Source organism: Faecalicatena sp. Marseille-Q4148, from assembly GCA_018228665.1.
Lineage (GTDB): Bacteria > Bacillota > Clostridia > Lachnospirales > Lachnospiraceae > UBA9414.
On record CP073692.1, the window covers coordinates 1459822 to 1485750 of the forward strand.

Here is a 25929-nt window from a genome sequence, read left to right on the forward strand (position 1 = left end):
CTTCTCATCCTTATCTTCTCACAAATTTTATATGCAGCAGCGTGCGGGTTACAAGTGTTACAACGCAGACAGCCACGATTGCTTCCGGAATACCATTTACAAGAATCACCGACAAAATCACACCATATAATGATTTGACCGATACATTCTGCACTGCGGCATAACTTTCTCCGAATAATACATAAATGAAGTTCATAACGAGCAGTGTGTTCGTAAGGGAACCTGTCAGTCCCGCCATTCCAAGCGCCAGTGTTTGTTTCTTCGGATAATTTTTTCCAATCTTATCGAACAGCCGGTATACATAGTACGGCACAACACCTGTTAGAATTCGCGGAACAAAGCAAATAATCAAGCTTCCAAACCCACCATGTATATCTCCCACACTGTAAAACGGTGTGAACACAAATGATGTCACAGTCGGATTCATCGTTGCATTTACAAAGCTTGTCAGCCCAAAAACAAATCCAAGCACTGCTCCCTGCATCGGCCCAAAGAGAATCGAACCTATAATCACCGGAATGTGTATAATGGTCGCTCTTGTAAAACCGAGAGGAATAAAGCCAAGAAACGGGGTAAATGCCATAATAACAATCACCGCCGCAAACAGGGCAATCTGTACAACTGACATTGTCTTTGCTGAATTTCCTGCTCTTACTGTTTTTGTTTCACTCATATTTAATTTTCCTCCTTGTTATTATTCTCCTTTCCGGAGATACAATACGGAGACATTATAGCACACACATTTTTCAAAAACAACATTTCCCACTTACTTCTCCTTGTTTTCTGCGTGCAATTTCAGCGGGAATATGATAAAATGAGTCCAGAATTTTTGGAAAGGACTATCATTATGTTAAAGGGAAAAACTGTCATTCTTGGCGTTACCGGCGGCATCGCTGCCTATAAGTCTGCTTCACTTGCCAGTATGCTTATCAAACAGCATGCAGAAGTTCATGTAATCATGACACAAAACGCTACAAACTTTATCAACCCGATCACATTTGAGACATTGACCGGACGCAAATGTCTGGTCGATACCTTTGACCGGAATTTTGAATTTCAAGTAGAACATGTATCTCTTGCAAAGAAAGCCGATCTTGTAATGATCGCTCCGGCTACAGCCAATGTCATCGGAAAGCTCGCTTTCGGAATTGCAGATGATATGCTGACAACAACTGTTCTTGCCTGTCAGTGCCCGAAACTAATCGCTCCGGCAATGAACACACGCATGTACGAGAATCCGATCGTACAGGATAATCTAAAACGTCTAAGCGGATACGGCATGGAGATTATTACCCCTGCCACCGGTTATCTTGCCTGCGGAGATACCGGCGCCGGAAAGATGCCGGAACCGGATACACTGCTTCAATACATTTTGCGGGAACTGGCTTTCCCAAAAGATATGGACGGACTTCACGTTCTTGTGACTGCCGGTCCGACAATCGAAGCCATTGATCCTGTGCGTTTCGTTTCCAATCACTCTACCGGTAAGATGGGATATGCCATCGCAAGAAACTGCATGCTCCGCGGAGCTTCTGTCACATTAGTAACCGGACGAACTTCGATTGAACCACCGCCTTTTGTAGACGTTGTACCGGTTCTTTCAGCCCGCGATATGTTTGAAGCTGTCACTTCCCGCAGTCAGGAGCAGGATATCATCATCAAAGCTGCAGCCGTCGCAGATTACCGTCCAGCTCAGATTGCTGATGAAAAACTCAAAAAGTCCGGCTCAGATATGACTCTTACCTTCACACGGACCGATGATATTCTCGCTTTTCTTGGAAGTCATAAACAAAACGGACAATTTCTCTGCGGATTTGCAATGGAAACAGAACATTTAATCGAACATGCCAAAGCGAAATTAGAGAAAAAAAATCTGGATATGATTGCGGCTAATAATTTAAAAGAAGCCGGCGCCGGATTTGGCACAGATACCAATATCATTACACTGATTACAAAAGATACGACAAAAGAGCTGCAGCTGCTCACAAAAGAAGAGGCTGCAAAAGAATTGATCGACGAAATCCTTCGCCTGAGAGACTCAGACTGTTAATGACATAAAAAGCTGTAGATATCAGAGAATCCTCTGAATATTCTACAGCTTTTTATCATTTTATTTTGCTGTTGTGCGTTCTCCAAGAGTGACATCCACTGTGTTCTCTGTATATTCTCCCGTTGCACTTGGCACTCGCACTGTCACAGAAACCGTCTCACCGGCCTTATAGTACTGCAAACGTTCCTGAAGTGTTGCCATACTGTCAATTGCCGTTCCGTCAAATTCCACAATAATACTTCCTTTTGTTAATCCTGCCTTCTCGGCTCCGCTTCCTTCGGCAATTTTAGAAATATACACACCTTTTGGCATACCGTACATTGCGGCATTCTCTTCTGCCACGTCAAATCCTGTAATACCGAGCTGGCCCTGCTCTCCTTCATTGACTTTCGTCCGTGTTGTCCGGTTCATAAGATCCTCAATAATATCGCTTACGTCCGAAACCGGAATCGCATATCCCATACCTTCTACGGCGCTGTCTGCAACTTTCGCAGTGTTAATTCCAATCACTTCACCGTTCATATTCAAAAGAGCTCCACCGCTGTTACCCGGATTAATCGCTGCATTTGTCTGGATATATTTTACAGAATTCTCTTCTGTCTCTCCTTCCGGATTAGAAGAACTTAATGTACGGTCTTTGGCGCTGACAATACCATTTGTCACAGACTGTCCATAGCCAAGAGCATTTCCAATGGCAATAACCGGCTCTCCGACTTTCAATTCAGAAGAATCTCCAAGTGTTGCAACGGCAATCTGGCTCATCGTATCCTCATCAATCTTATCAAGCGGAACTGCAACTACAGCCAGATCTTTGTCCGGATCTGTACCCTTAATCTGAGCCTCTACACTTGTATTATTGATAAATGTCACTGTCAACGTATCACTTCCGGAAACAACATGATTATTACTTACAACAAGAAGCTCTGAATCATTCTTCCCGATAATAATTCCTGAGCCGCTGCTCTGACTCTCATATTCCTGCGTTCCCTGGAAAAAGCTCTGCACCTGCTGAACACTAATATTCGTGATGGAAACAACAGAAGGCATTGCATTCTCCACAATCTCAGAAATATCTGAAGTAACAGTGCTTTTTGTCTGCGTCAGTTTTGTACTGTTTACATTGGTACTGGAACTGGATGTATTCTTTGTTGTACTCGCTGTCTGTTCAGATTTACCAAGCACTCTTTCCACCATATAGTTCGATGCCTGAAATGTAACAGACGCCACTAATCCAAATACCATTCCGGCACAGACAACCGCAACTGCCTTCCTGCCTTTTTTCTTCGGTCTTTTGTTCTCCGGTTCCTGATTTGATTCTGTATAATTCTGATCCCCATCATTTGGAATCTGATAGCTATATTCATTACTCATAATATAAGTCTCCTTCCTGTTTTCTATGATTGTAGTTTACTGTCTAATTGTGAAAGAAATGTGTTCATTTCTTAAAAAAAAATTGAAAACAGGATGGAAAATTTCCATCCTGCTCAAACTAATCTAAATCTATGAAATTTAAAGAAAACTCAGTGGTTTCTTTCGCCCGTTTCTTACGATCATAATCGTCTTCATAATCATCGTAATCGTCATCATAGTCGTCATAAGAATCATCTTCATAAGCGTCAGCATCATAATCACCCTGATCCGGCAGCTCATCATAAAAATCGTCATCTAACTCATCATCATAATCATCTTCCAACTCATCATAATCATAATTCTTTTTTTTCTTTTCTGGTGTCCGTTTTTGAGACGATTTCGCCGCTGCCTTTTTCTTCTTCGCCTTTTGGGCTGCAATTTGTTCTGCCTTCAGCTTCTCTTCATATTCATCTCCAAAATCTTCATACCAATCATCCAATTCTTCGTTGCGATGTTTCAGTTTTACAGCAAGAACAATTAAAATGATCAACATAATAATAAATATTGCCCACACGCCAATCAAAAGTTTACTTAAATTCTCTTTTAATTTTGATTCAATTTTCCCAAAAAAGCCTGTTGCTTTTTCTTCTTTGTCGTCTACAACAGTTGCGACATAACGCTGATATGTAGTTTCGGACGCATCATACTGATAAAAATTCTTCTGCCCCGCACTATTTAATGCATATACAATATAAAACTCTTGTCTGGAAGGATCTTGCCAAGCCGGATAAATAACATCATTCATTTCTACTTCTGTGCTTTTATATTCACTCGGAAGTTCCATATCCGGTTTAAACTGCATCAAAAAAATATCATTTGTATCTGAAAGACGGATTTTCTCGCATGCAGAAAATTCTCCCGTCTCTGCATTATAGAGAAACATATCACTTGTTTCATCTGTACCTGTCAGATAGATCATATAAAGACCACTTGTTTCCTGCTGCAGCACCTGGCATTCCTGTCCTTCATATGTCAGTGTAGTTCGCACAAACCCTTCCGGAATCAATACATCTGCAAATGTTCCATTAATTTTATACTTTGCTCCATTTACCGTCACTTCCGGCCCTGTTCCTGTTCCAGTCGCAGCAACCGGCTGCTGCACAGTACCATCTCCCGGTTCAATCGTTACTGCCGAAGAGCCAAGTGTAACATCCAGCGTCTCGTCATTGTAAAGGTATGCAGTATATCCTGACACTTCAATATTTGTTGCGCCTTCTGCTAAAGCCCGGAACTCCATTGTATAATTAAGTTCTGTAACAGAACCATCACCGGTTGTAGATAAATTTACTGTACCACTTCCACCACTGGCATTCTGTCCACTGACAAATTCCAACTTTTCCGGATCATATGTTACTGTAATATCCCCGTCGCCAATCGGAGAACCGTAAGCATCCAACTTCACTTTTACTGTTACCGTTTCTCCCACTTTCGTCGTCGGATCCGAAAACGTAAGCTCGCCACTTGCTGCATGTGCCACTATAGAAAAGCACGGAAGGAGCAGGCAGATTGCCAACAGCGTTCCTATTTTCTTTCGTATCTTATTCATCATAAACCTCCTGACTATTCGGTCATTTCTCCCGAACTCTCATTGTATTCCGATTCGTCACTTCCAATATCCTCATTATAAGAATCACTATCATCACTATAATATTCGTTACTAGTCTCTTCGGAATATGAGCTATCATCTGTATCATCATTATCATATTTGCTATTACCACTGCTGCCATTTCCTTGTCCGCGGTACAGCATCTCCTGTCCAATCTCTACAACAGTAGAAGAAGGCGTGTATGGTGTTCCTGCACCATAAAGGAATTGATGAAGTCCTGTCACATCCGCCGGAAGATCATTTACTACTCCTACACTTCCGATACCGGAAAGTGTATTGTAGAACTGATCATATGGGAAGCCCTTACTCTCTCCCAGCTTATACTTAAACGCATCTTTGGCATAATCCAAAATTTCTCCAAGCGATAAGCTTGTGGAAATCTGCGGAAATACCTGGTCAATAATCTTATTGATCGTAGAAAGACTTGCCGTCTGAGCCTTATCTGTGATTGCCTGGATCAAACGTCTCTGGCGTTCTGTACGCTGCTGATCGCCCCCGATAATACGAATTCGGGCAAACGAAACTGCCTGTACACCATTCAACGTCTGCATTCCACCATGTTCCAGCGGAATCCGCTCCTGTCCCACTACCTTCGATGTCTCCACCTGGTAGTTATTCAAATGCGGAACTTCGTCTTCTGTCACGTCAAGGTCTACTCCGCCAAGCGCGTCGATCACATTGACAAGTGCATTAAAATTCACTGATACATAATCTTCAATATTTAAGTCAAAATTCCGGTTCAGCATTGAAATCGCTTCCTGTGGTCCCCCGAACGCATATGCTGCATTGGCTTTATTGTATGAACCATCTTCCATCTGTACAAGCGTATCCCGATAAACAGATGACATCGTTATCTCTTTTGTCTCCCGGTCAAGTACTGCGATAATCATTGTATCACTTAATGTACCTCTATCGAGCTGACCAGTACGGGAATCCAGTCCAAAGAGGGCAAATGTTACTACCCCCGTCTGCCGCTCCACCTCTTCGGAAATACTAAGGCGCTTCGGATCTATCTTCTGATAGTCAATCTTTCCTAGTTTCTGTGCAACAATAACGATTCCGCAGGTCATTAGGAACAAAAAAGTCCCTCCAATAATTGCAGCTACCTTCGCTCCTGCCGACCAGGAAGAAAAACCTCTTTTCTGCTTTCTTCTTCCTCTTCTTCTCCTTCTTGCAGCCATAATCCTATCCTTTCTCGATATGTTTACAAATATTCAAATTCCCACTTATATTAGCGTATTTTGCCAAAAATTTCAACATTTATGCGGAAATTCCCCCTTATCTTTCCCACTTTCTATTCATTTTCCGGATAAATTCCGGATAATTCACTCACTTCATTGCTGATTGATTGAACAATATCAGATGGCACATAATTTTCTTCATCAAAAAGGAATCGATGAAGTTGAGTCACATTATTTGCAATGCCAACAGGAATCACATAAGATGCCTTATCTCCTGCAATCTTATCTGTTCCTGCAACTTCAAATGGAAATCCTTTCATTTCTCCGATTTTATAAGACAATGCATTTGTCGCCATACCAAGCAGCTGCGCTTGAGAAAAACTTGTAGAAATCTGTGGAAGTACTTTATCAAGCAATTTATTCAATGTCAGAAGATTTGCTTTCTGAGCTTTCTCTGCCATCTTTTGCAGAACAAGTCTCTGACGCTCTGCACGCTTATAATCTCCTCCATCTGTATAGCGGATTCTTGAGTAGGAAACAGCCTGCACTCCATTCAGCTTCTGAAGTCCTGCCTCTTCAACTTCCTGCACCGCCTGTCCCACAACTTCTGCCGTCTCTACCTGGTAATTATTCATATGTATTCGTTCTTCTTCTGTCAGCTCAATTTCAATTCCTCCAAGTGCATCGATAATGTCTACAAGTGAATTAAAGTTAACACTGATATAGTTCTGAATATCCAAATCCAGATTTCGATTCATCAATGCAATTGCTGCCTGTGGACCGCCTCTTGCATATGCGCTGTTGGCCTTTGCAAACTCGCCATCCTCCTGTTTCAAAAGTGTATCACGATAGACAGAAATAATCTTAACCTCATCAGTCTTATTATTAATGCTTGCCACCATCATACAGTCGCTTCGAACACCGCCATCGATCTCCCCATCTCTTGAATCCAGCCCAAACAGCGCTATATTGGTATATGGACCTGTATCACGGTACACTTCCAATTTTCCTTTATCCAGCTTTGTATAATCTATTTTGTCAAGCTTCATCACTCCATATGCAACAACACAGAGCACTGCCAGAATTACAAGTTCAGACACAAGAAGTATGATCCGTTTTCGCTTGCGTTTCCTGCGCAGCTCTTCTTTCTGCCTGCGTACCTCCTTCTTAGATGGACGCCTGCGTTCTCCGTAATCTTCTGGCTCTCTTCTGACTGCGCTTCGCTCTTCATAACTCCTCCGGTCCTCTGACCTCCTCCGCTCATTTCTCCGCCGGATTTCTTCTCGTCTTCTGCGCTCTTCTGCACTCATACGCTCTTCCGGTCTTCTTCGTTCCGGATTCTGTCTTCTTCCTTCCGGCCTGCTCTGGCTGTCATACTGCCGCCTGCTCTCCTGCCTTCTATATTCATCGCTGCGCCGCCTGTCATCCGGCCGACGCCTTCTGTCTCTCTCAGAATTTCGTCGATCTGTCATATTTATACTCCTTTATGTTTTCCTCTTTGCCTGCCACAGACTTTCTCCCGTATCATCCGCGTCACAAAACAACTTACAAATACGATCCGATTACGAATCATCTTAAAGATTCCATAATGCTTCATATCGGATTGATTCTCTCCATGCCTTCGATACAGTAATAAAGGCTTCCTGTAGAAACAGGACTCGCCAAACAGTGCATCTCCCAGTACTCCGATCCACTGATCATGCATCTCAATCCGGGACGGAATCGGAATAACCGTTTCAAGAAGTTCCCTCCGAAATGCCATGCAGCATCCGATATAGCTGTTTTTCACAATATTTTTCACAACTCCTGCTCCTGCATTTCGAAAATCAAAAAAAGAATCCATCATAAATTCTTCAGGGTTTTCTCCGGCAAATACATGGGCATCGTGGATCACTACCATACAATGCTTTTCCCTAAAACAATTCAGAACGGTTTCCACCTTTGTATCTATCCATATATCGTCCTGATCTGCCAGAAATATATATTTCCCTCTGGTGTGCAAAAGCGCGTGTTCTACATTCTTCTTAACGCCTTTTCCCGGTCCGCTTATCAGACGTATTCTGGAATCTGTCTTCTGAAAAGAACGAATCAAATCAATTGTTCCGTCGTTTGATCCGTCATCCGAAATTACAACTTCATCTTCTTCGCCAAGCTGATTCAAAATCGAAACCAGCTGCTGTTCCAGATAACGCACTCCATTATAAGTCACAACAGCAACCGAAATGCGGATTTGATCTACCACAGCTTCCACCCCCATTTGTGAAAATATTTCATCATTGAAATCACATGACAGAGCAGAAGCTTCATATCTTTGTGCGATCCCTTCTCCCAGCGGTGAATCACGGTTGTATCCGGGCAATAAACAAGACGCTTTTCCTGCCTTACCCGGCGACACAAATCTGCATCTTCCATGTACATAAAATACCGCGGGTCAAATCCCCCAAGCCTGCAAAACAATTCTGTACGAATAAACAAAAAACTTCCCTGCGCAAACGGCACCTCAAAAGCTTTTGTATAATCCATTTCCTGCATCGTATGGTATCGCTGCCTTTTCCTGAAACACCTCGGCAAAAACATCCGGATTCCCATATCCGCCACCGTAAGTTCTCTCCGGTACGCATCCTGACGCATTCCTTGTTCGTCCACCATTCTTGGCACAGCCATTCCAATCGTCTCATCCTTCATAAATTCAAGAAGAATCGAAAACGTATCTTCTTTCAAAAGAATATCCGGATTCACAATTGCATGGAACCTTGACTCCAGATTCGGAAGCACATAATTATGTCCGCCTCCAAATCCGAGGTTCTCTCCTGTTCGCATGTAGATTACATCTGAAAATTCCCGGGACAAATCTGCAAGCGTATTCGTCTGAATGCTGTTATCAATAATATAAATCTGTTTGGATATAGTCACAGCGGTATGCTCCTCAATGGAACATACCGCATTTCTCACATCCGTCTCGTTATGATAAGCTACAATTGCAATTGAAATATCTATCATGATGATCCTTTTCCTGTCAGCACTACAAGGACTGTACGGAACAAAATCCGCATATCCATTCCCAGTGACCAATTGGATATATACTGGGTATCCAGTGCCACAATCTTTTCAAAATCTTTAATATCGCTCCGTCCACTGACCTGCCACATTCCGGTAAGTCCCGGTCTGATGCCAAGCCTTGCTTTATGATGAAGCTCATACTGTTTAAACTCTTCCACTGTCGGCGGTCTTGTCCCGACAAGGCTCATATCCCCTTTCAGCACATTCCAGAACTGCGGAAGTTCATCGATGGAATATTTACGCATAAATTTTCCGATGCCAAAGATGCGGGGATCATTCTCCATCTTGAACATGAGCCCTTTCATCTCGTTTTGTGCCATAAGGTCTTTCTTCATTGCATCTGCTCCAACGACCATCGTGCGGAATTTGTAAAACTTAAACTGACGTCCATTCTTTCCGACGCGTATCTGTGAATAGAAGATTGGTCCCGGAGACTGAATCTTAACAATCGGTGCAAAAATCAGAAAGGCAATTCCTGTAATGAAAAGTCCGACAAGACTTCCAACAATATCCATCGCCCGCTTTAAAAACAGCTGTCTCGTAGTCGCAATCTTCATACTGGAGGTCAAGACCATGTATCTTCCATAATGCTCTACCATCTTATTTGGCATCAGCTGTGATTCTCGCACAAGACTGAAATGAACTGTCAGTCCAAGTTCGATCAGCTCATTTGCCAAAGCCTCGCTGCCTTCCCTTGTATCTCCATGAATAAAAATCTCATCTACCACATTGAGACGGACATACTCAAGAAAGGTATCTGCCGCCGCAACAACAGGCACTCCGTACACTTCTTCACCGGTCTTGTCCACATCCAGAAGCACCACGCCTGCTACTTCAAATTCTTTATAGCGATTATCTCTAAAATCAGAAACACATTCCAGAGCATATCTCTCTTCTGTAATAATGATCATTTTAGAAAATTTCTTTCTGTGGATCATGTATTGTCTTACAATAATCTTCAAAATACATCTTCCAAAATATTCCACAAAGATAGATGCTGCCCAGAATACAAGAATAACCTGGCGAGAATAAATCTCCGATTGCTTTGTTACCCACAGATAAACGGTAATCCCAAGAAAGATCGCTGTACAGTGCATAACAACCGCTTTTAGCTCCTGAACCCGATTCCTGCGCAGAATCCCGGTATAAGCCTCTGTAAAAAATACAATCGAAAGATCTAACAACAGCAATACAAGTGCAAGCCTGTCATAGTAATCCTGAATGACCGGAAAACGAAACATCTTATCCACACGAATCATATATGAAATATAAAATGTAATTTCCAGACAGAGCGCATCTAACAGCAAAAAGTCAAGATGCTTTACCCAGCTTTTTTTATTCTTCTTGTACATAATATAATTCCTTTACCTAAAATGACTGTTCTATCATATAACAGGAGTTTCTGAAACTCAATATTTTTTGTCTTAAATTTTCCTTAATCTGCCCAAACTGCTTCAAAAATATGCACAAATTTAGGATAAACTTTTTTTATTATACCATTGAATGAAAAAAAGGGCAAGTTTTTAACAAAACCCGCCCTTTTCGCACATTTTTAATCTATGACTTTCTGTCGTTATTCTTCAAAGAATAATCACATTTTATCAACGAAAAATTCACATTGTAATAGGGATCTCCCTGCTCAAGAATCTGACTCCAACGCTTTTTCATGTAATCAATCTCACCCTGAAAGCGTTTCAGCTTTTCTTTCGTGTCTTCTTTTCCCCGTGTTTTTGATTCATAGTGATATAACTCTGCATTCGGATTATATACAATAAGATATCCTGCTTTTCGAATTTTCAAACAGAAGTCTACATCATTAAATGCCACTGCCAGATCTTCCTCGAATCCCTTTACCTTCTCAAATGCATGACGCTCCACCATCATACATGCCGCCGTCACCGCGCTTAAATCCTGCTGAATCGATGCTTTGTGAAGATATCCTGTAAAGCTTCTCGACATACCGGTAAACATATTCCCAGCAATTCCGCCGATCCCAATAACAATTCCTGCATGCTGAATCGTATTGTCCGGATAGTAAAGCTTCGCCCCTACAACTCCGACATGTTTTCTCTGACAATGAGACAGCATTTCCGTCATCCAGTCACTGTTGATCACTTCCACATCATTATTCAGGAAGAGCAGATAATCTCCTGTGGCATGCCGTACACCAAAGTTATTGATTGCCGAATAATTAAACTCTCGATCCCAATAAATTACCTTCAGCCAGTCACGCTCAATTTTCTTATAAAACTCAAATGTTTCGCTCTTTTCACTATTATTTTCTACAACAATAATCTCATAGTTTTTATAATCTGTTTTTTCCCGAATGGAATGGATACATTTCTCAAGAGATGCAATTTCATCTTTGTTCGGGATAATAATTGACACCTTCGGATTTCCGATCACCGGATATTTTACCCGATAAAATCCAAGATCTTTTGTATGGCTGACCTCGCCCTTTTCTCCCACTCGTTTTAAGTGTTCTTCAATCGCTCTCTTTCCCGCATCAAATGCATACATTTTACTTGCCGGATTGTCCGCAGTAGAAGCCTTATGGGTTCTCCAGTGGTAAAGAATTTTCGGTACATGGTAGATACCTCTCGCCTTCTCTGTACAGCGGAAGATCAGATCGTAATCCTGCGCACCATTGAATTCCGGATGAAATCCGCCAATCTCATTCACGATTTCCCGTTTTGCCACAAAAAAGTGACAGATATAGTTGTTGGAACGCAAAAGATCTTCGCTAAAATCCGGTTTAAAATGCGGTTGGAAATGTTCTTTCAAATCTGCGGTTACCTTGTCTTCATCTGTATAGATAACATCCGCATCTTCCTTATTATTAATCACTTTCACAATCTCATAAAGTGCATTTGGCGACAGCAGATCATCATGATCCAGAAGCGCTACATACTCTCCGGATGCAATCGACAGCGCTTTATTCGTATTCTGAGAGATTCCTTCATTTTCCGGAACATTAATCACTTTCAGGCGTTTTGTTTTCTCCTGATAATGTTCCAGCACCTCGATTACTCCCTTATTATCTACGCTGGCATTTGCAATACAAAGCTCCCAGTTATGGTAGGTCTGTGTCCCGACAGATCTTAACAACTGAATAAGGAATTCCCGTGGAGTATTATAGACCGGAACAAGGATACTGATCAAAGGTTCTTTCGCAAAATGTTCTTTACGCTGTTTTGCAAGCTCTTCTTCAGATGCCTTATGATTCTCATACCATTTCCCATAATCTGCTGCTTCTGCCTGGAAACGCTCTTTCATTCGAAACCAGAATTCTTTCAGTCCATAATGTCTCAAATACAGCAGTCCCTTTTTTATATTATAAATAGAAAGCTTCCGAAGCACTTTCATCCAAGCAATCCGGTATTCCGGTTTTTTCTTATCACTCATATTAACAGTCCTTACCTTATCCTCATTATCTTGCTGATTCCATAAATTCCTGGTAACCATCATACTCTGCATGTCCTGTCGTCAGCATATTTCCATCAACAGTAATTTTGATACCATCACACACATATGCCTTCAAAAAGGTATTGCAGACACTTCCCATCGTCAGCATTTCTCCACTTGTCCCCTGACTTCCAAGATACTCTGCAAAATTCCCTGACAGATCCACATCCAAAAGTCGTTTTCCGCCTTCTTCTTTCAACTTACAGCTGTTTGCAGCAATATCTTCCGGAATTACATTCTTGTATGCAAGTTCATTCAAAATATTCGCTGCTGTCAAGTCCGGAATAACTGCCAATGTTGTGACAAATTCTGTGGCATCTTCATTGCTGCTGTACACTTCTATCTCACGCTGATTTTCTGTTTCTTCCCGCAGTTCTTCTTCTGTTTTTTCCTCGTCTGCTCCCGCATCATCCTGTGAAGTTTTATCTTCTGACGGTTCTTCCTCTTTTCCTGCAGTCTTATCCTGTTCTTCTGTTCCCTGCTGCTCCTGAACTTGTGCATCAGTTCCTGCACCGGTACCCTGTTCCCCGCATGCAGTCAGCGCAAGAACCAACACAATCGCAGCAACTGTTCCAATACGCCTCTTCAGAGCACACCTCATTTCTCTATCGGATCACTTCCAGATAGCGCTTCAGAGCATCCTGCCATGACGGCAGCCGCTCAAATCCATTCTCACTTAGTTTCTCTTTGCTCATACGGCTATTGTGCGGTCTCTTTGCCTTTGCAGGAAATTCATCGCTCGTAACCGGATGTACCTTCACATTCATGCCTGCCTGTCTGAAAATCTCACAGGCAAATTCATACCAGGAACAAAAGCCTTCATTTGTAGCATGATATCTTCCGTATTTCTCTGTCTCTACCATATCTACGATCAGTCTTGCAAGATCATATGTGTATGTCGGTGAGCCGATCTGATCATTTACAACGCTAACCTCATCCCGTGTTTCCCCAAGTTTCAGCATTGTCTTAATAAAGTTTTTTCCGTTCACACCAAATACCCATGCGATTCGGATAATAAAGTATTTCTCGAGATTTTCTTCTACCGCGAGTTCACCTTCATATTTTCCAATTCCATATGCATTCAGTGGATCACGTCTGTCATCCGGCTCCCACGGACGTTCGCCTTCTCCATCAAACACATAGTCTGTACTAATGTACACCATCTTCAGGTCAAGTTTCTTACATACCTTCGCAATATTTTCTGTTCCGGCTGCATTTACCTTGCGGCAAAGTTCAAGATTGTCCTCGGCAGCATCTACTGCTGTATATGCTGCACAGTGAATAACCGCTTCTACATCTGCTTCTGTAATTACACGATCAACAGCTTCTGCATCTGTAATATCCATTTCATCAATGTCAACACCAATCGCTGTATGTCCTCTTTTTTCCAGCTCGTTCACTACATCGTAGCCAAGCTGTCCTTTTACACCTGTTACTAAAATTCTCATAATGGTTTCCTTTCTGGTTGTTATACCCTTAATGAAAAGTCATTTCTTTCTAAAGTCAGATTTGGACTATAGTAAGGATCTCCCTCTTTTAGAAACTCTTTCCATCTTGTTGCAAATGTCATAATCTCCCCCTGGAATCTGCGGACTTTTTCTTCTGTATCTTCCAGACCTCTTGATTTCGATTCATAATGATGTAATTCAGCATAAGGATTGTACACAACCAGATATCCTGCTTTTCGGACTTTCAGACAAAAATCCACATCATTAAATGCTACCGCCAGCTTTTCCTCAAATCCTTCTACTTCTTCAAATACCGACTTCTTTACCATCATACATGCGGCAGTCACCGCACTTAAATCCTGTGCGCAAATAATTCTTGAAAAATATCCGACAGATTCTTTCGCCTCACCAACAAAGGCATGGCCTGCAATTCCGCCAAGTCCTACAATTACTCCAGCATGCTGGATTGTATCATCCTCATAATATAATCTTGCACCTACAATTCCTACTTCCGGTCTCATACAATATGACAACAATTCTCTGACACAATCCGGATTGATGATTTCTGTATCATTATTTAAAAACAGCAGGTATTCTCCGTTCGCTGATTTTACACCAAAATTATTAATTGCCGAATAATTGAATTCTCTTTCCCAATAAACTACTTTGACTTTGCTGTTTTCTTTTTGAAGCTTTTCATAATACGCAAATGTTTCCGGAAGTTCACTGTTATTTTCAATAATAACATATTCTATATTCTTATAATCAGAAATTTCTTCCAGAGAACGAATACATTTATCAAGATCTTCTGTATGATCTTTATTTGGAATGACAACAGAAACCAACGGTTCTTCCTTTAATCCATATACTGTGCGATAAGCACCATGCATTTCAACCTGTTCGACTTTTGCTTCAATTCCAAGCCGTTCATAATGTGCCTGAATTGCTCTGACTCCTGCCTCAAATGCATACGCTTTACTTTCCGGATTCTCTGCTGTCGAATCTTTATGCGCTCTCCAATGATACAGGATTTTCGGAATATGTTTGATTTTTTCTGCCTGCTCTGCACAACGCAGTACAAAATCATAATCCTGTGCACCATCAAATTCACTTCGCAAATTCCCCACTTTTTCGTATAAACTACGCTTCACAACGAACAAATGGCAAATATAATTCATACTTCTCAGCAGATCAATATTAAAGTCTGATTTGAAATGAGGCTGGTAATATTCTTTTCCGTCCATCGTCACTTTATCTTCATCAGTATAAATAACGTCAATTCCTCTTTCCTCATTCAAAACTTTCACGCACTGATAAAGTGCATCCGGCGCCAGTAAATCATCATGATCTCCAAAAACAATAAAATCTCCTGTCGCAGCGTCTAAAGCTCTATTTGTATTATCGGAAATCTGAAGCTGCTCATTATTGTAAATCACTTTAATCCTGTGATCTTTTTGCTCATATTTTTTCAATACAGCAGTTAACGGCGAATTCTTTCCACTTCCATCTGAAAGACATAATTCCCAATTTGCATAGGATTGCTTTCTGACAGAATCAATCATTTCATCCAAATATTTTTCCGGTGTTTTATAAAGCGGAACTACAATTGAAAACTTCGGCATATATGAAAAAGTTTCTTTTCTCTGCTGTCTCAAATCTCTCATATTCGACCAGTATTTTCTTCTCCATACATCATATGTCGTTGTATCTTGATGCGTAAGCTTTTCGTATGTTCTTATCAACGCCTTCTGCAGACCAAACTGACGGTAAAATGCCACTCCTTTTATCGCCATTTCCTCGGATTTCTTAATAACTTTTACAACTGTGGATGATTGCAGATTTAAAACATATTCTGATTTTTTTGCTTTACTCTGTAAAACAATTCGTACTTTTTTTGCTGAAACGTTTTTGCATAATGCTTCAAACCCTACGATCTCCTCTTCTGCACATTCCGGATACTGCTTCAGTACGTCCGGACGCCGGCGATATTGAACTTCTATTTTCAATGGTTTTTTTCCATCATATACTGTCATTTTCGTATCTTCTGTTGCAATATACCAACCTTTAAACCAGATTCCTTTTTCAGTATTTTTGCCTTCTTCGATAAATTTTTCAACCTTATTCTGACGTTTTATGAATTTTTTTACCGGAAGCGAAAAAGCTTCTCCTCCAACTCCTTTGTAAAAATTAAAAACCTGAATATTTTCATACTGTTGATAGTTTTCCGGAAGCACTGCTTTAATATAATACTCCACCGGAATTTCTTCCATCTTGAGGCACTGCTCTGCGGATATCACTCCTGTTGTTTTTTCTATCGTAAATTTTAACTTTTTTTTATCTACACAAACAAGTAATTCATTCTCGCTTGTCTCTTTCTCTTTAAATATTCCTTTGATATGAATAATACGCTTATTTTTTAAATCCGGTCTCCAATTTGTTACCCAGAATTTATTTTCCATTAAAACTACCTCTACTTAAACAATTTATACAGTACTTTTAAGAACACAGCAATATAAAGAATAAACATCAGAAGAACTAAGAATGTTTCCATCTGAAATTCTTTTACAAGCATTCTTAAAACTAAAGTTCCCGCTGTTTCATTTTGATTGACTTCAAAAACCTCATTTGCATTCTCTGCCGGTGTATAATAAAATCCAATTCCATTTTCCGCAGTTGCATTTGTCTCTTTTAAGATAAGTTTGTAAGTTTCTCCTGTATTTAATTTGACTGTATCAAATTTTTCTTTATAGAACTTATCATTCTGCATTTCAGATGCAGGTATCGTTCCCTCTGTCAATGTCGTGCCTTTTTCATCTTCCAATATATATTGTACATCTACATTGGACACATCCCCATGCACAGTTGTTTTGATCGAAAATCCGTTGATTTTATTTTTTTCTGCAAGAAACTCCTGCACCAAAGTCCCCTGTGACAGAACCCCTGTATTTTGACACATCGTATACTCCACATCAAAATCCGGATTATATATACGTTCTTCATGAATCCCACTGGCATATAATGCTGCAAGAGCAATGAAAACTATAGATACCAACAGGATCTTAATATATTTTTTCATGATTAATCAGACCTCTACCTTAAGAATTTTTGTATTCTTCCCCTATAATCTGGGAATCACCCATTTTCTTCAAAGTTCCCTTTTCAAGCCAAACTACTTTTTTACATAGTTTCATAACCTGTTCAATGCTATGAGACACAAACAAAAGAGTAGTCCCATGATCCATCATATTTTGAATTCTTTCCTCACATTTCTGCTGAAACCGAAAGTCTCCTACAGAAAGGACTTCATCTACAATCAGAATATCCGGAATACCAATTGTTGCAATCGCAAAAGCAAGCCTGGAAACCATTCCTGAGGAAAAGTTCTTTACAGGAACATTCATAAATTCTCCTAATTCTGAAAATTCCACGATATCGCCATAATGCTCGTCCATTTCTTTTCTGGAATATCCCAATAGAGCACCATTCAAATATACATTCTCTCGCGCGGTTAAATCAAAATCAAATCCTGCTCCAAGTTCAATTAAAGGCGCAATCGTTCCATAAGTTCTGACGCTTCCTTTCGTCGGTTTCAAAACACCTGCAATCGTTTTCAGCATCGTACTTTTTCCACTTCCATTTAGTCCAATTAAACCGACGGAATCTCCCTTATAAATCTGGAAAGAAACATCCTTTAACGCCCAAAACTCATCATAAGAGACCTGTTTTTTTAATGTTTTAATAATATATTCTTTAATACTGTCTACTTTTTCCGATGCCAGATTAAACTTCATTGCTACATGTTCGACATCTATCATAATTTGCTGTTCCATACAACACTCCTATATATTAAGAATAAATTCATCCTGCATTTTATAAAATACACGAAGACCAATCGCAAGCATAACCGCCGCTTCTGCGATACCAATGATAATTGATGTAACAGATGGCAGTGTATTATACATCATCACATTTCTGAACATATTCAAAATATTTGTCAACGGGTTACACATTACAATCATTTTAACCTTTTCCGGCAAAAGATTCATTGGATAAATCACCGGAGTCAGATACATCAATGCTGTTACGAAAACAGAATATAAATGCATAATATCCCTGAATTTTACAGTAATTGCAGACAACACAAGTCCGGCTCCCAATGAAAAAAACATCAACAGCAGCATCGGAATCCATGCCAATAATACTGTATAGTGAAGCTCTACTTTCAATGCCACCATTACGATAATCATCGCACAAAACGATGCACAAAGATTAATAATACTTGAAATGACACGAGAAACTACAAATAAGTATTTCGGTATATATATCTTCTTTATCAGAGATGCATTATTAATAATTGCTGACATCGAAGAAGTTGTCGCATCAGAATAAAAATTGAATATCAGCTGTCCGCTTAACAGATACACCGGAAAATTTTCCATTCCAAATTTAAACAAATTGGAAAATACAATTGATAGGACAATCATCATGCACAATGGATTCAGCAATGTCCATAAAACACCAAGCACAGATCTGCGGTACTTAATTTTGATATCACGAGATACAAGCTCACTTAACAACGGTCTGTATTTCATGAAATTTTGTATAAATTGTGTCACCACTCTTCCTCCAATAATCTTATTTATTCAATTCGCGAATTCCGCCCCATTTTTTGTCTTTCTCTGATAAGATCAAGTCATTCTCTGTCATTCCTTCCGGCATTGGCCATTCCACACCGATCTCCGGATCATTCCATGCCAAACCGCCTTCATCATTCGGATGATAAAAATCGGAACATTTGTATACAAATTCTGCCTTCTCTGATAACACAACAAAACCATGTGCAAAGTTTTTCGGAATAAAAAACTGCTTTTTATTTTCTGCTGAAAGAATCACCCCATACCATTGTCCGTATGTTGGTGAACCTTCTCTCAAATCTACAGCAACATCGAACACTTCGCCATTTACAACGCGAACAAGTTTATCCTGCGGATAATTAATCTGGAAATGAAGACCTCTTAATACACCCTTTGTTGAGCTGGATTGGTTATCCTGTACAAACTCCACATCAATTCCGGCTTCTTTAAAATCATTATAATTATATGTTTCCATAAAATAGCCGCGTTCATCTCCAAATACCTGTGGTGTAACTACCTTCAGCCCTTCGATATGACATGTCTCAACTGTTATCTTTCCCATAAATTATTTCTCCTTTTACTATGCTATATCAGTTTCAATTGATCTCAATGCAAATAGCAGTATCCAATCAATACCGCTCCACATTCCAAAATATACATTAAATCAACCAATATTGTAACATCTTTGGCAGTATTTTTCAATTATCTCTTCTGATATGTCTCAAATTCCGGCTTGAATAGGGCAATTTCATTCTCTATCTTTTGATTTTTCTTATGATTTCTCTCATTTTCCATGTCTTAGTTTGTTCCATCGCTTCGATCTTATGCTGCTGCATTTTATTGACCTGTTCTTTTTCTTCTAACCTTTTCTCCAGTACATTCAATTGCTTTTGAACATATTTTAGCATTTCCGCATTTTGTATTGATTTTGCCATAAATGTAAGTTCCAGCAATGTACCATCCTTTTTTAATTCAATATCATACTGCGGATCTTCATTTAAGAAAATGTCCCATCCCTTTTCTTTTACAGCATCAATCGGACGTATTTCTATCTCCTTTTTCTCAAATCTTACTTCTAACACCTTGCATCTGCAAAATGCTTCCATCGGATCAAAACGAATTGCTTTACAATTTTCCGGTATTTTAATGTAAAGATGAATTTTTTGTCCTTCCACATAATCATAAGTTTCTGCACATACCTCATTCAACCCATTTCCCATATCAAAATAAATTTTTGCTGTAGAAATCTGAAGTTCTAACGTTCCACTAATTCCTTCCGCATATCTTAATATACGTTCTTTCTCGATTAGATCATAATAGCTGCTCATTTCTTTTCTCTTCGCCGGATACGCCATGAGTTTGTTATAAAATGAATCAAATCTCTCATTCATCTGATACAATGCTTCCGCTTTTTTATGCCAGACTTTCTGCAGTTGAACCGCTTTACTATAATTTTCTAAAATGTCCTGCACAATATCTTCTGCTGTTTCTTTTCTTTGAAAACCTCTTCCCGAAAAATTATATTCTCTTGCCCATTCAAAATTGTTTTCAGTTAAATATCCAGGACCTCCATAATAATCATATATGTATGGAATTGTTCCGCAAGCAAGGCAATACTGCACCGTCTTTCCAATGGTAATAACGACATCGTATTTACGAAGCAATTTACCTGTCATAAGAACTGCTTCATATTGCTGTCCATAAAACTTCACTTCAATTCCTTGTTCCCTTAAAATTTCAGCCACTCTAACAATATCATCTTGGATATGATTAGAAACAACCGCAATTGATTTCAGTGTTTCCCGCTTCTTTTCTGTATATACATTAAAAAATTCTTCGTCTACACAATTTTCTATTTTTTCAATTGGAATTTCTTTTCCAATTTCTTCTCGAATCCGATTTTCAGTTTCCTGACTGACACAGCAAATCACATCTGCCTTTTTTGTAAAGCACGGAAGAGCCTCCAGTGAATTATAAATCCCTAGGCGTGATACAACTAAACGATCGCAACTAATTTGGTTTTTCAAAATAACCCAATCGGCCACTGCATAATGTTGTGCCCAGAAAATATCATAATGTCGAAATGGCAAATGATATTCCAGACAATTTACCACATGGAGTCCCGGAATTTTCTCAAAAAATTCCATAAGCGGATATGCTTTTGCAAAAACTGCAACAACAACTTCATATCCCTTTTTCAAAAACTGCTTCGCAATTGAAAGCGTATGTAACTCTGAGCCGGTATATTTCTGAACAAAAAGATTTGTGATCAATACTCTCTTATTTTCCGGTAAACTATACGCCTCTTCATATGGAATATCTTTCCGGAATCCCTTTTTATCTAAATCATATTTTTTGCTAATTTGGAAATATCCATCATTGACAAGAATAACTTTCTGTTTCATTTCCTCTTCAATAACAATTTCAAAATGCTCCTGTTGAACATGAAATTTATAAGCAATTTTATTGGACACCAAAAAAATTTCTGTCCGTTCCACACCTTTCCAATAAACGTCCTTTTCTATGCTATATTTAACTGTTGCCGAATAAGCCACCGGAAAAGGATTGCAAGTTAGTTCTCTTAACCGATACAGCAGTGAAGGTGCATACCGATAATCTAATCTTGAAAAGAAAATCCAGTCCTGATTGCTTATGTTTGTCTGTAGATTATCTTTATGTATCAGATAATTATCAAACTTTCTTATTTCTTCTGATATGATTTCTTGCTCTAATATGTAAATCTGATCTACATACTGCTCCATATTTTTTATATACTGTTGAATTGTTTCAAAATCATCATTTTCTTTTAAGCAAACTACATTAATAATTCCCATATTCCCATTCCTCTGTTAGTTAGAATAAGCAGTATCAAAAGATACTGCCTTAATTAAACAATATACTTATTTTAGTATAACAGAGTTGCAGGAAATTACAACAAATCTATTTCTATTATTTTTGATTTTTTATACATTTTCCACAACAAAAAAACCGTAACCAAGTACTAACAGTCTCACCTGTTTTCATTTAGTTACGGTTTTATTATTATTTTATTGCATCAATCACTGCCATTAGTTTATTGCCATAATTTTTGTCAGCAGCCCATTTACCGCTTAAAGCCTGTACAGATGTTGCTTTATTTCTCAGCCAATTTCCCCATCTAGGATCTACACATTCCTGATTCAAAGGCTGATCACTCGCATAGCATTTTAAATGCTGTACCTGTGCTCTAATGCCTGTTCTCACATCCGGAAAACTATTTCCTGCTGCTCCGTTGCCAGTTGCTCCTAAACCACAGAAATTAAACTGCTCTATTTTGACATCTCCGCCAAATTTAAACCATCCTGTCTCCACCATTGCCTGAGCAAATACGACTTCTGCCTTTACACCTTCTGCCAGCGCTTCACTTTCTACAATCTTACAAAACTCTTCAATTGTAGGTGCTCCCCCTTTTCCAAGTGCTTCTGATGGATACTCCTTCTTCGCTGCTTTAAAATATGAAATCATTTTTTCAGCTGTCGCTTCAGCAGTTCCCATAATTTTATACACTCTTACACCATCAAAAATCTGACTGCCTAAAAATTTTTCAGTACCATCGTCAAACTGCACATATCCATGAACATTGTATTTTCCGCTAACATCATGTTTATTGATATCAACTTTCGCTTTCCATACTCCCGTGGCATCACGTTCTGCATTATACCACTGAATATCATTTTGCCCATTTGGTTCACTCCATACAGCAAATTTCACTGTTTTGACATTTCCTAAAAATCCGGCATTTGCAGCAGAAATTTCATATAAATCTTTTTCCTCTGTCAGTGCCTGTGCTTTCAGTTGATAATCCGGTTGTTCTATTTTAGCAGTTGTCGTTTTAATTAAATACTCAGCTCCTGACTGTTCAAACAAATAAATATGAATATTATAAATTCCTGTATCATGCTTATGATTCTTTGCTGAAACATTTACTTTATAACTTCCGTCATTCTGCTTTCCTGCAGTATACCAGACTAAATCATCCTGGCCATTTGTTTCACTCCAAACCGCTACCGAAATTTTCTTAACCCCTGTGTTTGTGTGGACTTCAGCCAAGTTAATACTGATACCACCTTTTCCATCCGTTGTCACATCAATCTTTTCTATTGATGCCATTTCTTGTTTCTTTACTTCAAAACTAGTATGTCCTAAAAACTTATCTGTTCCATCTGCTAACATCGCATATACATGAACTAAGAATGTTCCTGAAGACTTATGTTTTGCAATCTCTGCTATAGCTGTCCATGTTCCTGAACCATTTTGCTTTCCTGTGTACCAGATTAGGTCATCTTGTCCATTTTCTGCACTCCATACTGCAAAACGAACATTTTGTACATTTCCATATTTACCGACATTGGCAGCTTTTAATTGAAAGTTTTTCTGACTTCCGTCCATATCACTGGCAGTAATTTTCACTTCCGCCAATTCTACTCTTGTAGATGTAGTTTTTAACAAAAATGCTTTGCCTGTATTATCAAATAAATATACATGAATATTATAAATTCCAGTATTGTATTTATGATTTTTAATATCTACATTAACGTAATATGTTCCATCTGCTTTTTTGCTTGCATCATACCATACAAGGTCATCCTGACCATTTTCTTCACTCCAGATTGGAACCTGGATATTCTTTACTCCATTTGATGCTGTTACACCTTTTAATAAAACTTCAAATGTGTTTTCATTTGTTTTATTGACTTCCAGTTTTTCAATAGAAGCTGTTGTCTGTTTTTTCACTGTGAATTCTGTATTTCCCAAAAACTTATCCGTTCCATCTACTAACATAGAATATGAATGCACATGAAAGACGCCTGTTCCTGTATGCGCGGAAGCGTCTATTGTAACTTGCCAAACTCCAGAATTATTTCTAGTTCCAAAATACCACTTCAGATCATCTTGACCATTTTCTGCACTCCATACTGCAAAACGGACATTCTGTACATTTCCGTAGATACCAACATTTGATGCTGATAATTGTACTTGTGTACTATTGTCTGACAATGGCTTTGCTGCTATACTAACATTTGGAACAGATATACTGATTCTTGTTGCCTTAGGCAAGAACGATAAGCCTTCTTTATCAAACAAATAGATATGGATATTATAGATACCGGCATCATATTTATGATTTGCAATATTGACCTGTACTTTATAATCGCCATTACTTTGTTTGCTCATTGTATACCAGACAATATCATCCTGACCATTGTTCTCACTCCAAACAGCTGCTTGAATCCGGTCAACGCCGTTCGGTGCATTAACTCCACTTAAGACGATATCAAATTTTGTCTTATCAGATGTATCTTGATTTACCTTAAGGATCTCAATGGATGCTGTATGATAAATAACTTTATATTGACCATCAATTGCCAAACTCTGTTTTCCTTGCTTATCTAAAATATATACATGCGCAATATAGTTTCCTCTGTCACCTTTATGTTTTTTAATATCGACAGAAACTTTATAGGTACCATCACTTTGCCTTTGTGCCACATACCAATAAATATCATCCTGATTATTATTAGCACTCCAAATCGGCACATATATTGTCTGAATCTTCTCTTCATTTTTTACATTAGACAAGACTACATCAAAGGTGTCTTCACCTGTTGCTTTAAATTCGATTTTTCCTACCCCTGGCTCTTTTTGAGAAGTACCATTGAGTAAGCCATATTGGTTAATAATCCCTTTTGCATCTGCAATTCCCAGCTGTTTTAAGTAAGATTCTTTTTTTAGATTAGCTGAATCCACATTTCCTGATACAAACGCATGCTCAATTAGTACAGCCGGTTTACCAAGTGCTTTCGCCTCATTATGTAGTGTCCAGTAATCATCTTTCACACCATTTGGATCATGGGAACCGTCCGTAGAATCTTTAGAATAGATTCCCCTGTCTTTCAGACCTAATGCTACCAGTTCTTTCTGGATTTTTTCAGCCAATGCCTTACTTTCCAGTCCGATTGCTGCATCATAGCTTTGATTCTGATAAATTACTTCTGCGCCATTTGCTGAACCGCTTCCTGAAGAATTGAAATGAAAACTTACAATGACATCTGCACCTTGCTGTACAGCTTTTTGCACTCTCTGTCGTATATCTTTTGCTGAGCTATAACTTCCCGGCAATGGATTCGGACATTCTGCACCAGTTCTTGTCATAATAACTTTTACACCATCATACTTTTCTAATTCTTCTTTACAATAATTCGCTACCTTTAAAGTCAGTACTTCCTCTGCTAATCCATTGGCATGCGCTCCCCCGCAATGGCTGTCATGCCCTGGATCAAGCGCAATTACGAACTCTGAATCTCTGCTTTCTCTTGCTCTGGTAGAAAATTGTGAAATTGCAGTTGGCGCTGCCATTTGCCGGATTGCACTTTCTACTGCCTCTGTAATATTATCTCCGGATTCCTCCACAACATTTCCGTCATCACTCATTGCATATGCAGTAACTTCCGGCACAGCTTCTGTATCTTCCCCTTTATCCTCAGCACTTACTTCAAATTCTGCAATTTCTTCCTCTTGAAATTCCAGAAACATCTTCTCTTCACCAATAGCACATTCTACTCCTATAAGGCGGTAACTGCCCTGAGATAATATATCATATGGAAGTGTAAATAATACTGTATTATCTACCATATTGCTGGCTTCGATTTCATTTCTTTCAGCAGTTTCCTTGAATTCATAAATCAAACTCGCTGAATCTAACTTCTTCTCTTCATCTTCCAAAGCTACTACAATATTCTGTTCTTCACCATCCGCTAAAATCTTTTTATCCAAATAGATATACTCTATTTCTTCTTGATTTTCGGGTATTTCTTGTGAATTTTCTACTTCTTCCTCTTGAGTATTTTCATCAGGATTAGTAGCTTCTGCTTCCTGCTCTAATGAGATTTCATTCTCCTCTTCTGAAATAATTGTCTTATTCTCATCATTTTCAGAAATTTCTGCCGCCATGGATTCTATTCCAGAAAAAGAAATCAGCATACACATCATTAATATCACACTTATTTTTTTTACCAGCTTATTCATTATTTCCTCC

General features: G+C 39.1%; 19 protein-coding genes. 1 reads left to right on the top strand and 18 read right to left on the bottom strand.

Features of this window, described 5'->3' with window-relative positions; translation table 11 throughout:
- Positions 1 to 10 precede the first annotated feature (10 nt).
- Complete coding sequence (locus KFE17_06905) at positions 11 to 673, bottom strand: ECF transporter S component (GenBank protein QUO33445.1); 663 nt, start codon at positions 671 to 673, stop codon at positions 11 to 13.
- 174 nt (positions 674 to 847) lie between these two features.
- Here KFE17_06905 and coaBC point away from each other — a divergent pair, with 174 nt between their 5' ends.
- Positions 848 to 2050: a bifunctional phosphopantothenoylcysteine decarboxylase/phosphopantothenate--cysteine ligase CoaBC gene (gene coaBC / locus KFE17_06910; GenBank protein QUO33446.1), complete on the top strand. Its 1203-nt coding sequence runs from the start codon at positions 848 to 850 to the stop codon at positions 2048 to 2050.
- Positions 2051 to 2110: 60 nt separating this feature from the next.
- Here coaBC and KFE17_06915 read toward each other — a convergent pair whose 3' ends face one another.
- The 17 genes from KFE17_06915 to KFE17_06995 all read right to left on the bottom strand — a co-directional run bounded on the left by KFE17_06915 (position 2111) and on the right by KFE17_06995 (position 25919).
- On the bottom strand, positions 2111 to 3421 hold the full coding sequence (locus KFE17_06915) for a trypsin-like peptidase domain-containing protein (GenBank protein ID QUO33447.1): 1311 nt from the start codon (positions 3419 to 3421) through the stop codon (positions 2111 to 2113).
- Positions 3422 to 3539: 118 nt separating this feature from the next.
- On the bottom strand, positions 3540 to 5006 hold the full coding sequence (locus KFE17_06920) for a hypothetical protein (protein ID QUO33448.1): 1467 nt from the start codon (positions 5004 to 5006) through the stop codon (positions 3540 to 3542).
- A gap of 14 nt (positions 5007 to 5020) precedes the next feature.
- Complete coding sequence (locus KFE17_06925) at positions 5021 to 6247, bottom strand: LCP family protein (protein QUO33449.1); 1227 nt, start codon at positions 6245 to 6247, stop codon at positions 5021 to 5023.
- Positions 6248 to 6360: 113 nt separating this feature from the next.
- The gene (locus KFE17_06930; protein ID QUO33656.1) at positions 6361 to 7557 is read right to left on the bottom strand and encodes an LCP family protein; all 1197 of its coding nucleotides are present in this window, start codon (positions 7555 to 7557) and stop codon (positions 6361 to 6363) included.
- Positions 7558 to 7721: 164 nt separating this feature from the next.
- Complete coding sequence (locus tag KFE17_06935; protein ID QUO33450.1) at positions 7722 to 8504, bottom strand: glycosyltransferase family 2 protein; 783 nt, start codon at positions 8502 to 8504, stop codon at positions 7722 to 7724.
- Positions 8483 to 9247: a glycosyltransferase family 2 protein gene (locus tag KFE17_06940; GenBank protein ID QUO33451.1), complete on the bottom strand. Its 765-nt coding sequence runs from the start codon at positions 9245 to 9247 to the stop codon at positions 8483 to 8485. The genes KFE17_06935 and KFE17_06940 overlap by 22 nt, the downstream gene beginning before the upstream one ends.
- The gene (locus KFE17_06945) at positions 9244 to 10659 is read right to left on the bottom strand and encodes a sugar transferase (protein QUO33452.1); all 1416 of its coding nucleotides are present in this window, start codon (positions 10657 to 10659) and stop codon (positions 9244 to 9246) included. Before KFE17_06945 ends, KFE17_06940 begins: the two co-directional genes overlap by 4 nt.
- Positions 10660 to 10864: 205 nt before the next feature.
- Entirely contained in the window at positions 10865 to 12712 is a 1848-nt protein-coding gene (locus KFE17_06950; GenBank protein ID QUO33453.1) for a glycosyltransferase family 2 protein, read from the bottom strand.
- A 25-nt stretch (positions 12713 to 12737) separates the two neighbouring features.
- Positions 12738 to 13373, bottom strand: coding sequence for a GerMN domain-containing protein (locus KFE17_06955; protein QUO33454.1), 636 nt, complete (start codon positions 13371 to 13373; stop codon positions 12738 to 12740).
- Positions 13374 to 13377: 4 nt separating this feature from the next.
- On the bottom strand, positions 13378 to 14220 hold the full coding sequence (gene rfbD, locus KFE17_06960) for a dTDP-4-dehydrorhamnose reductase (GenBank protein ID QUO33455.1): 843 nt from the start codon (positions 14218 to 14220) through the stop codon (positions 13378 to 13380).
- A gap of 20 nt (positions 14221 to 14240) precedes the next feature.
- Complete coding sequence (locus tag KFE17_06965) at positions 14241 to 16679, bottom strand: glycosyltransferase (GenBank protein QUO33456.1); 2439 nt, start codon at positions 16677 to 16679, stop codon at positions 14241 to 14243.
- Positions 16680 to 16690: 11 nt separating this feature from the next.
- Positions 16691 to 17296 carry a hypothetical protein gene (locus tag KFE17_06970; GenBank protein ID QUO33457.1) on the bottom strand — a complete coding sequence of 202 codons (606 nt, stop codon included), beginning with the start codon at positions 17294 to 17296 and terminating at the stop codon, positions 16691 to 16693.
- A 19-nt stretch (positions 17297 to 17315) separates the two neighbouring features.
- On the bottom strand, positions 17316 to 18050 hold the full coding sequence (locus KFE17_06975; protein QUO33458.1) for an ABC transporter ATP-binding protein: 735 nt from the start codon (positions 18048 to 18050) through the stop codon (positions 17316 to 17318).
- Between the two features lie 9 nt (positions 18051 to 18059).
- Entirely contained in the window at positions 18060 to 18836 is a 777-nt protein-coding gene (locus KFE17_06980) for an ABC transporter permease (GenBank protein ID QUO33459.1), read from the bottom strand.
- Between the two features lie 19 nt (positions 18837 to 18855).
- On the bottom strand, positions 18856 to 19416 hold the full coding sequence (gene rfbC / locus KFE17_06985; protein ID QUO33460.1) for a dTDP-4-dehydrorhamnose 3,5-epimerase: 561 nt from the start codon (positions 19414 to 19416) through the stop codon (positions 18856 to 18858).
- A gap of 193 nt (positions 19417 to 19609) precedes the next feature.
- A complete protein-coding gene (locus KFE17_06990; protein QUO33461.1) occupies positions 19610 to 21688 on the bottom strand; it encodes a hypothetical protein in 2079 nt (692 codons plus the stop codon).
- A 208-nt stretch (positions 21689 to 21896) separates the two neighbouring features.
- Entirely contained in the window at positions 21897 to 25919 is a 4023-nt protein-coding gene (locus KFE17_06995) for a GBS Bsp-like repeat-containing protein (protein ID QUO33462.1), read from the bottom strand.
- Between the last annotated feature and the right edge of the window lie 10 nt (positions 25920 to 25929).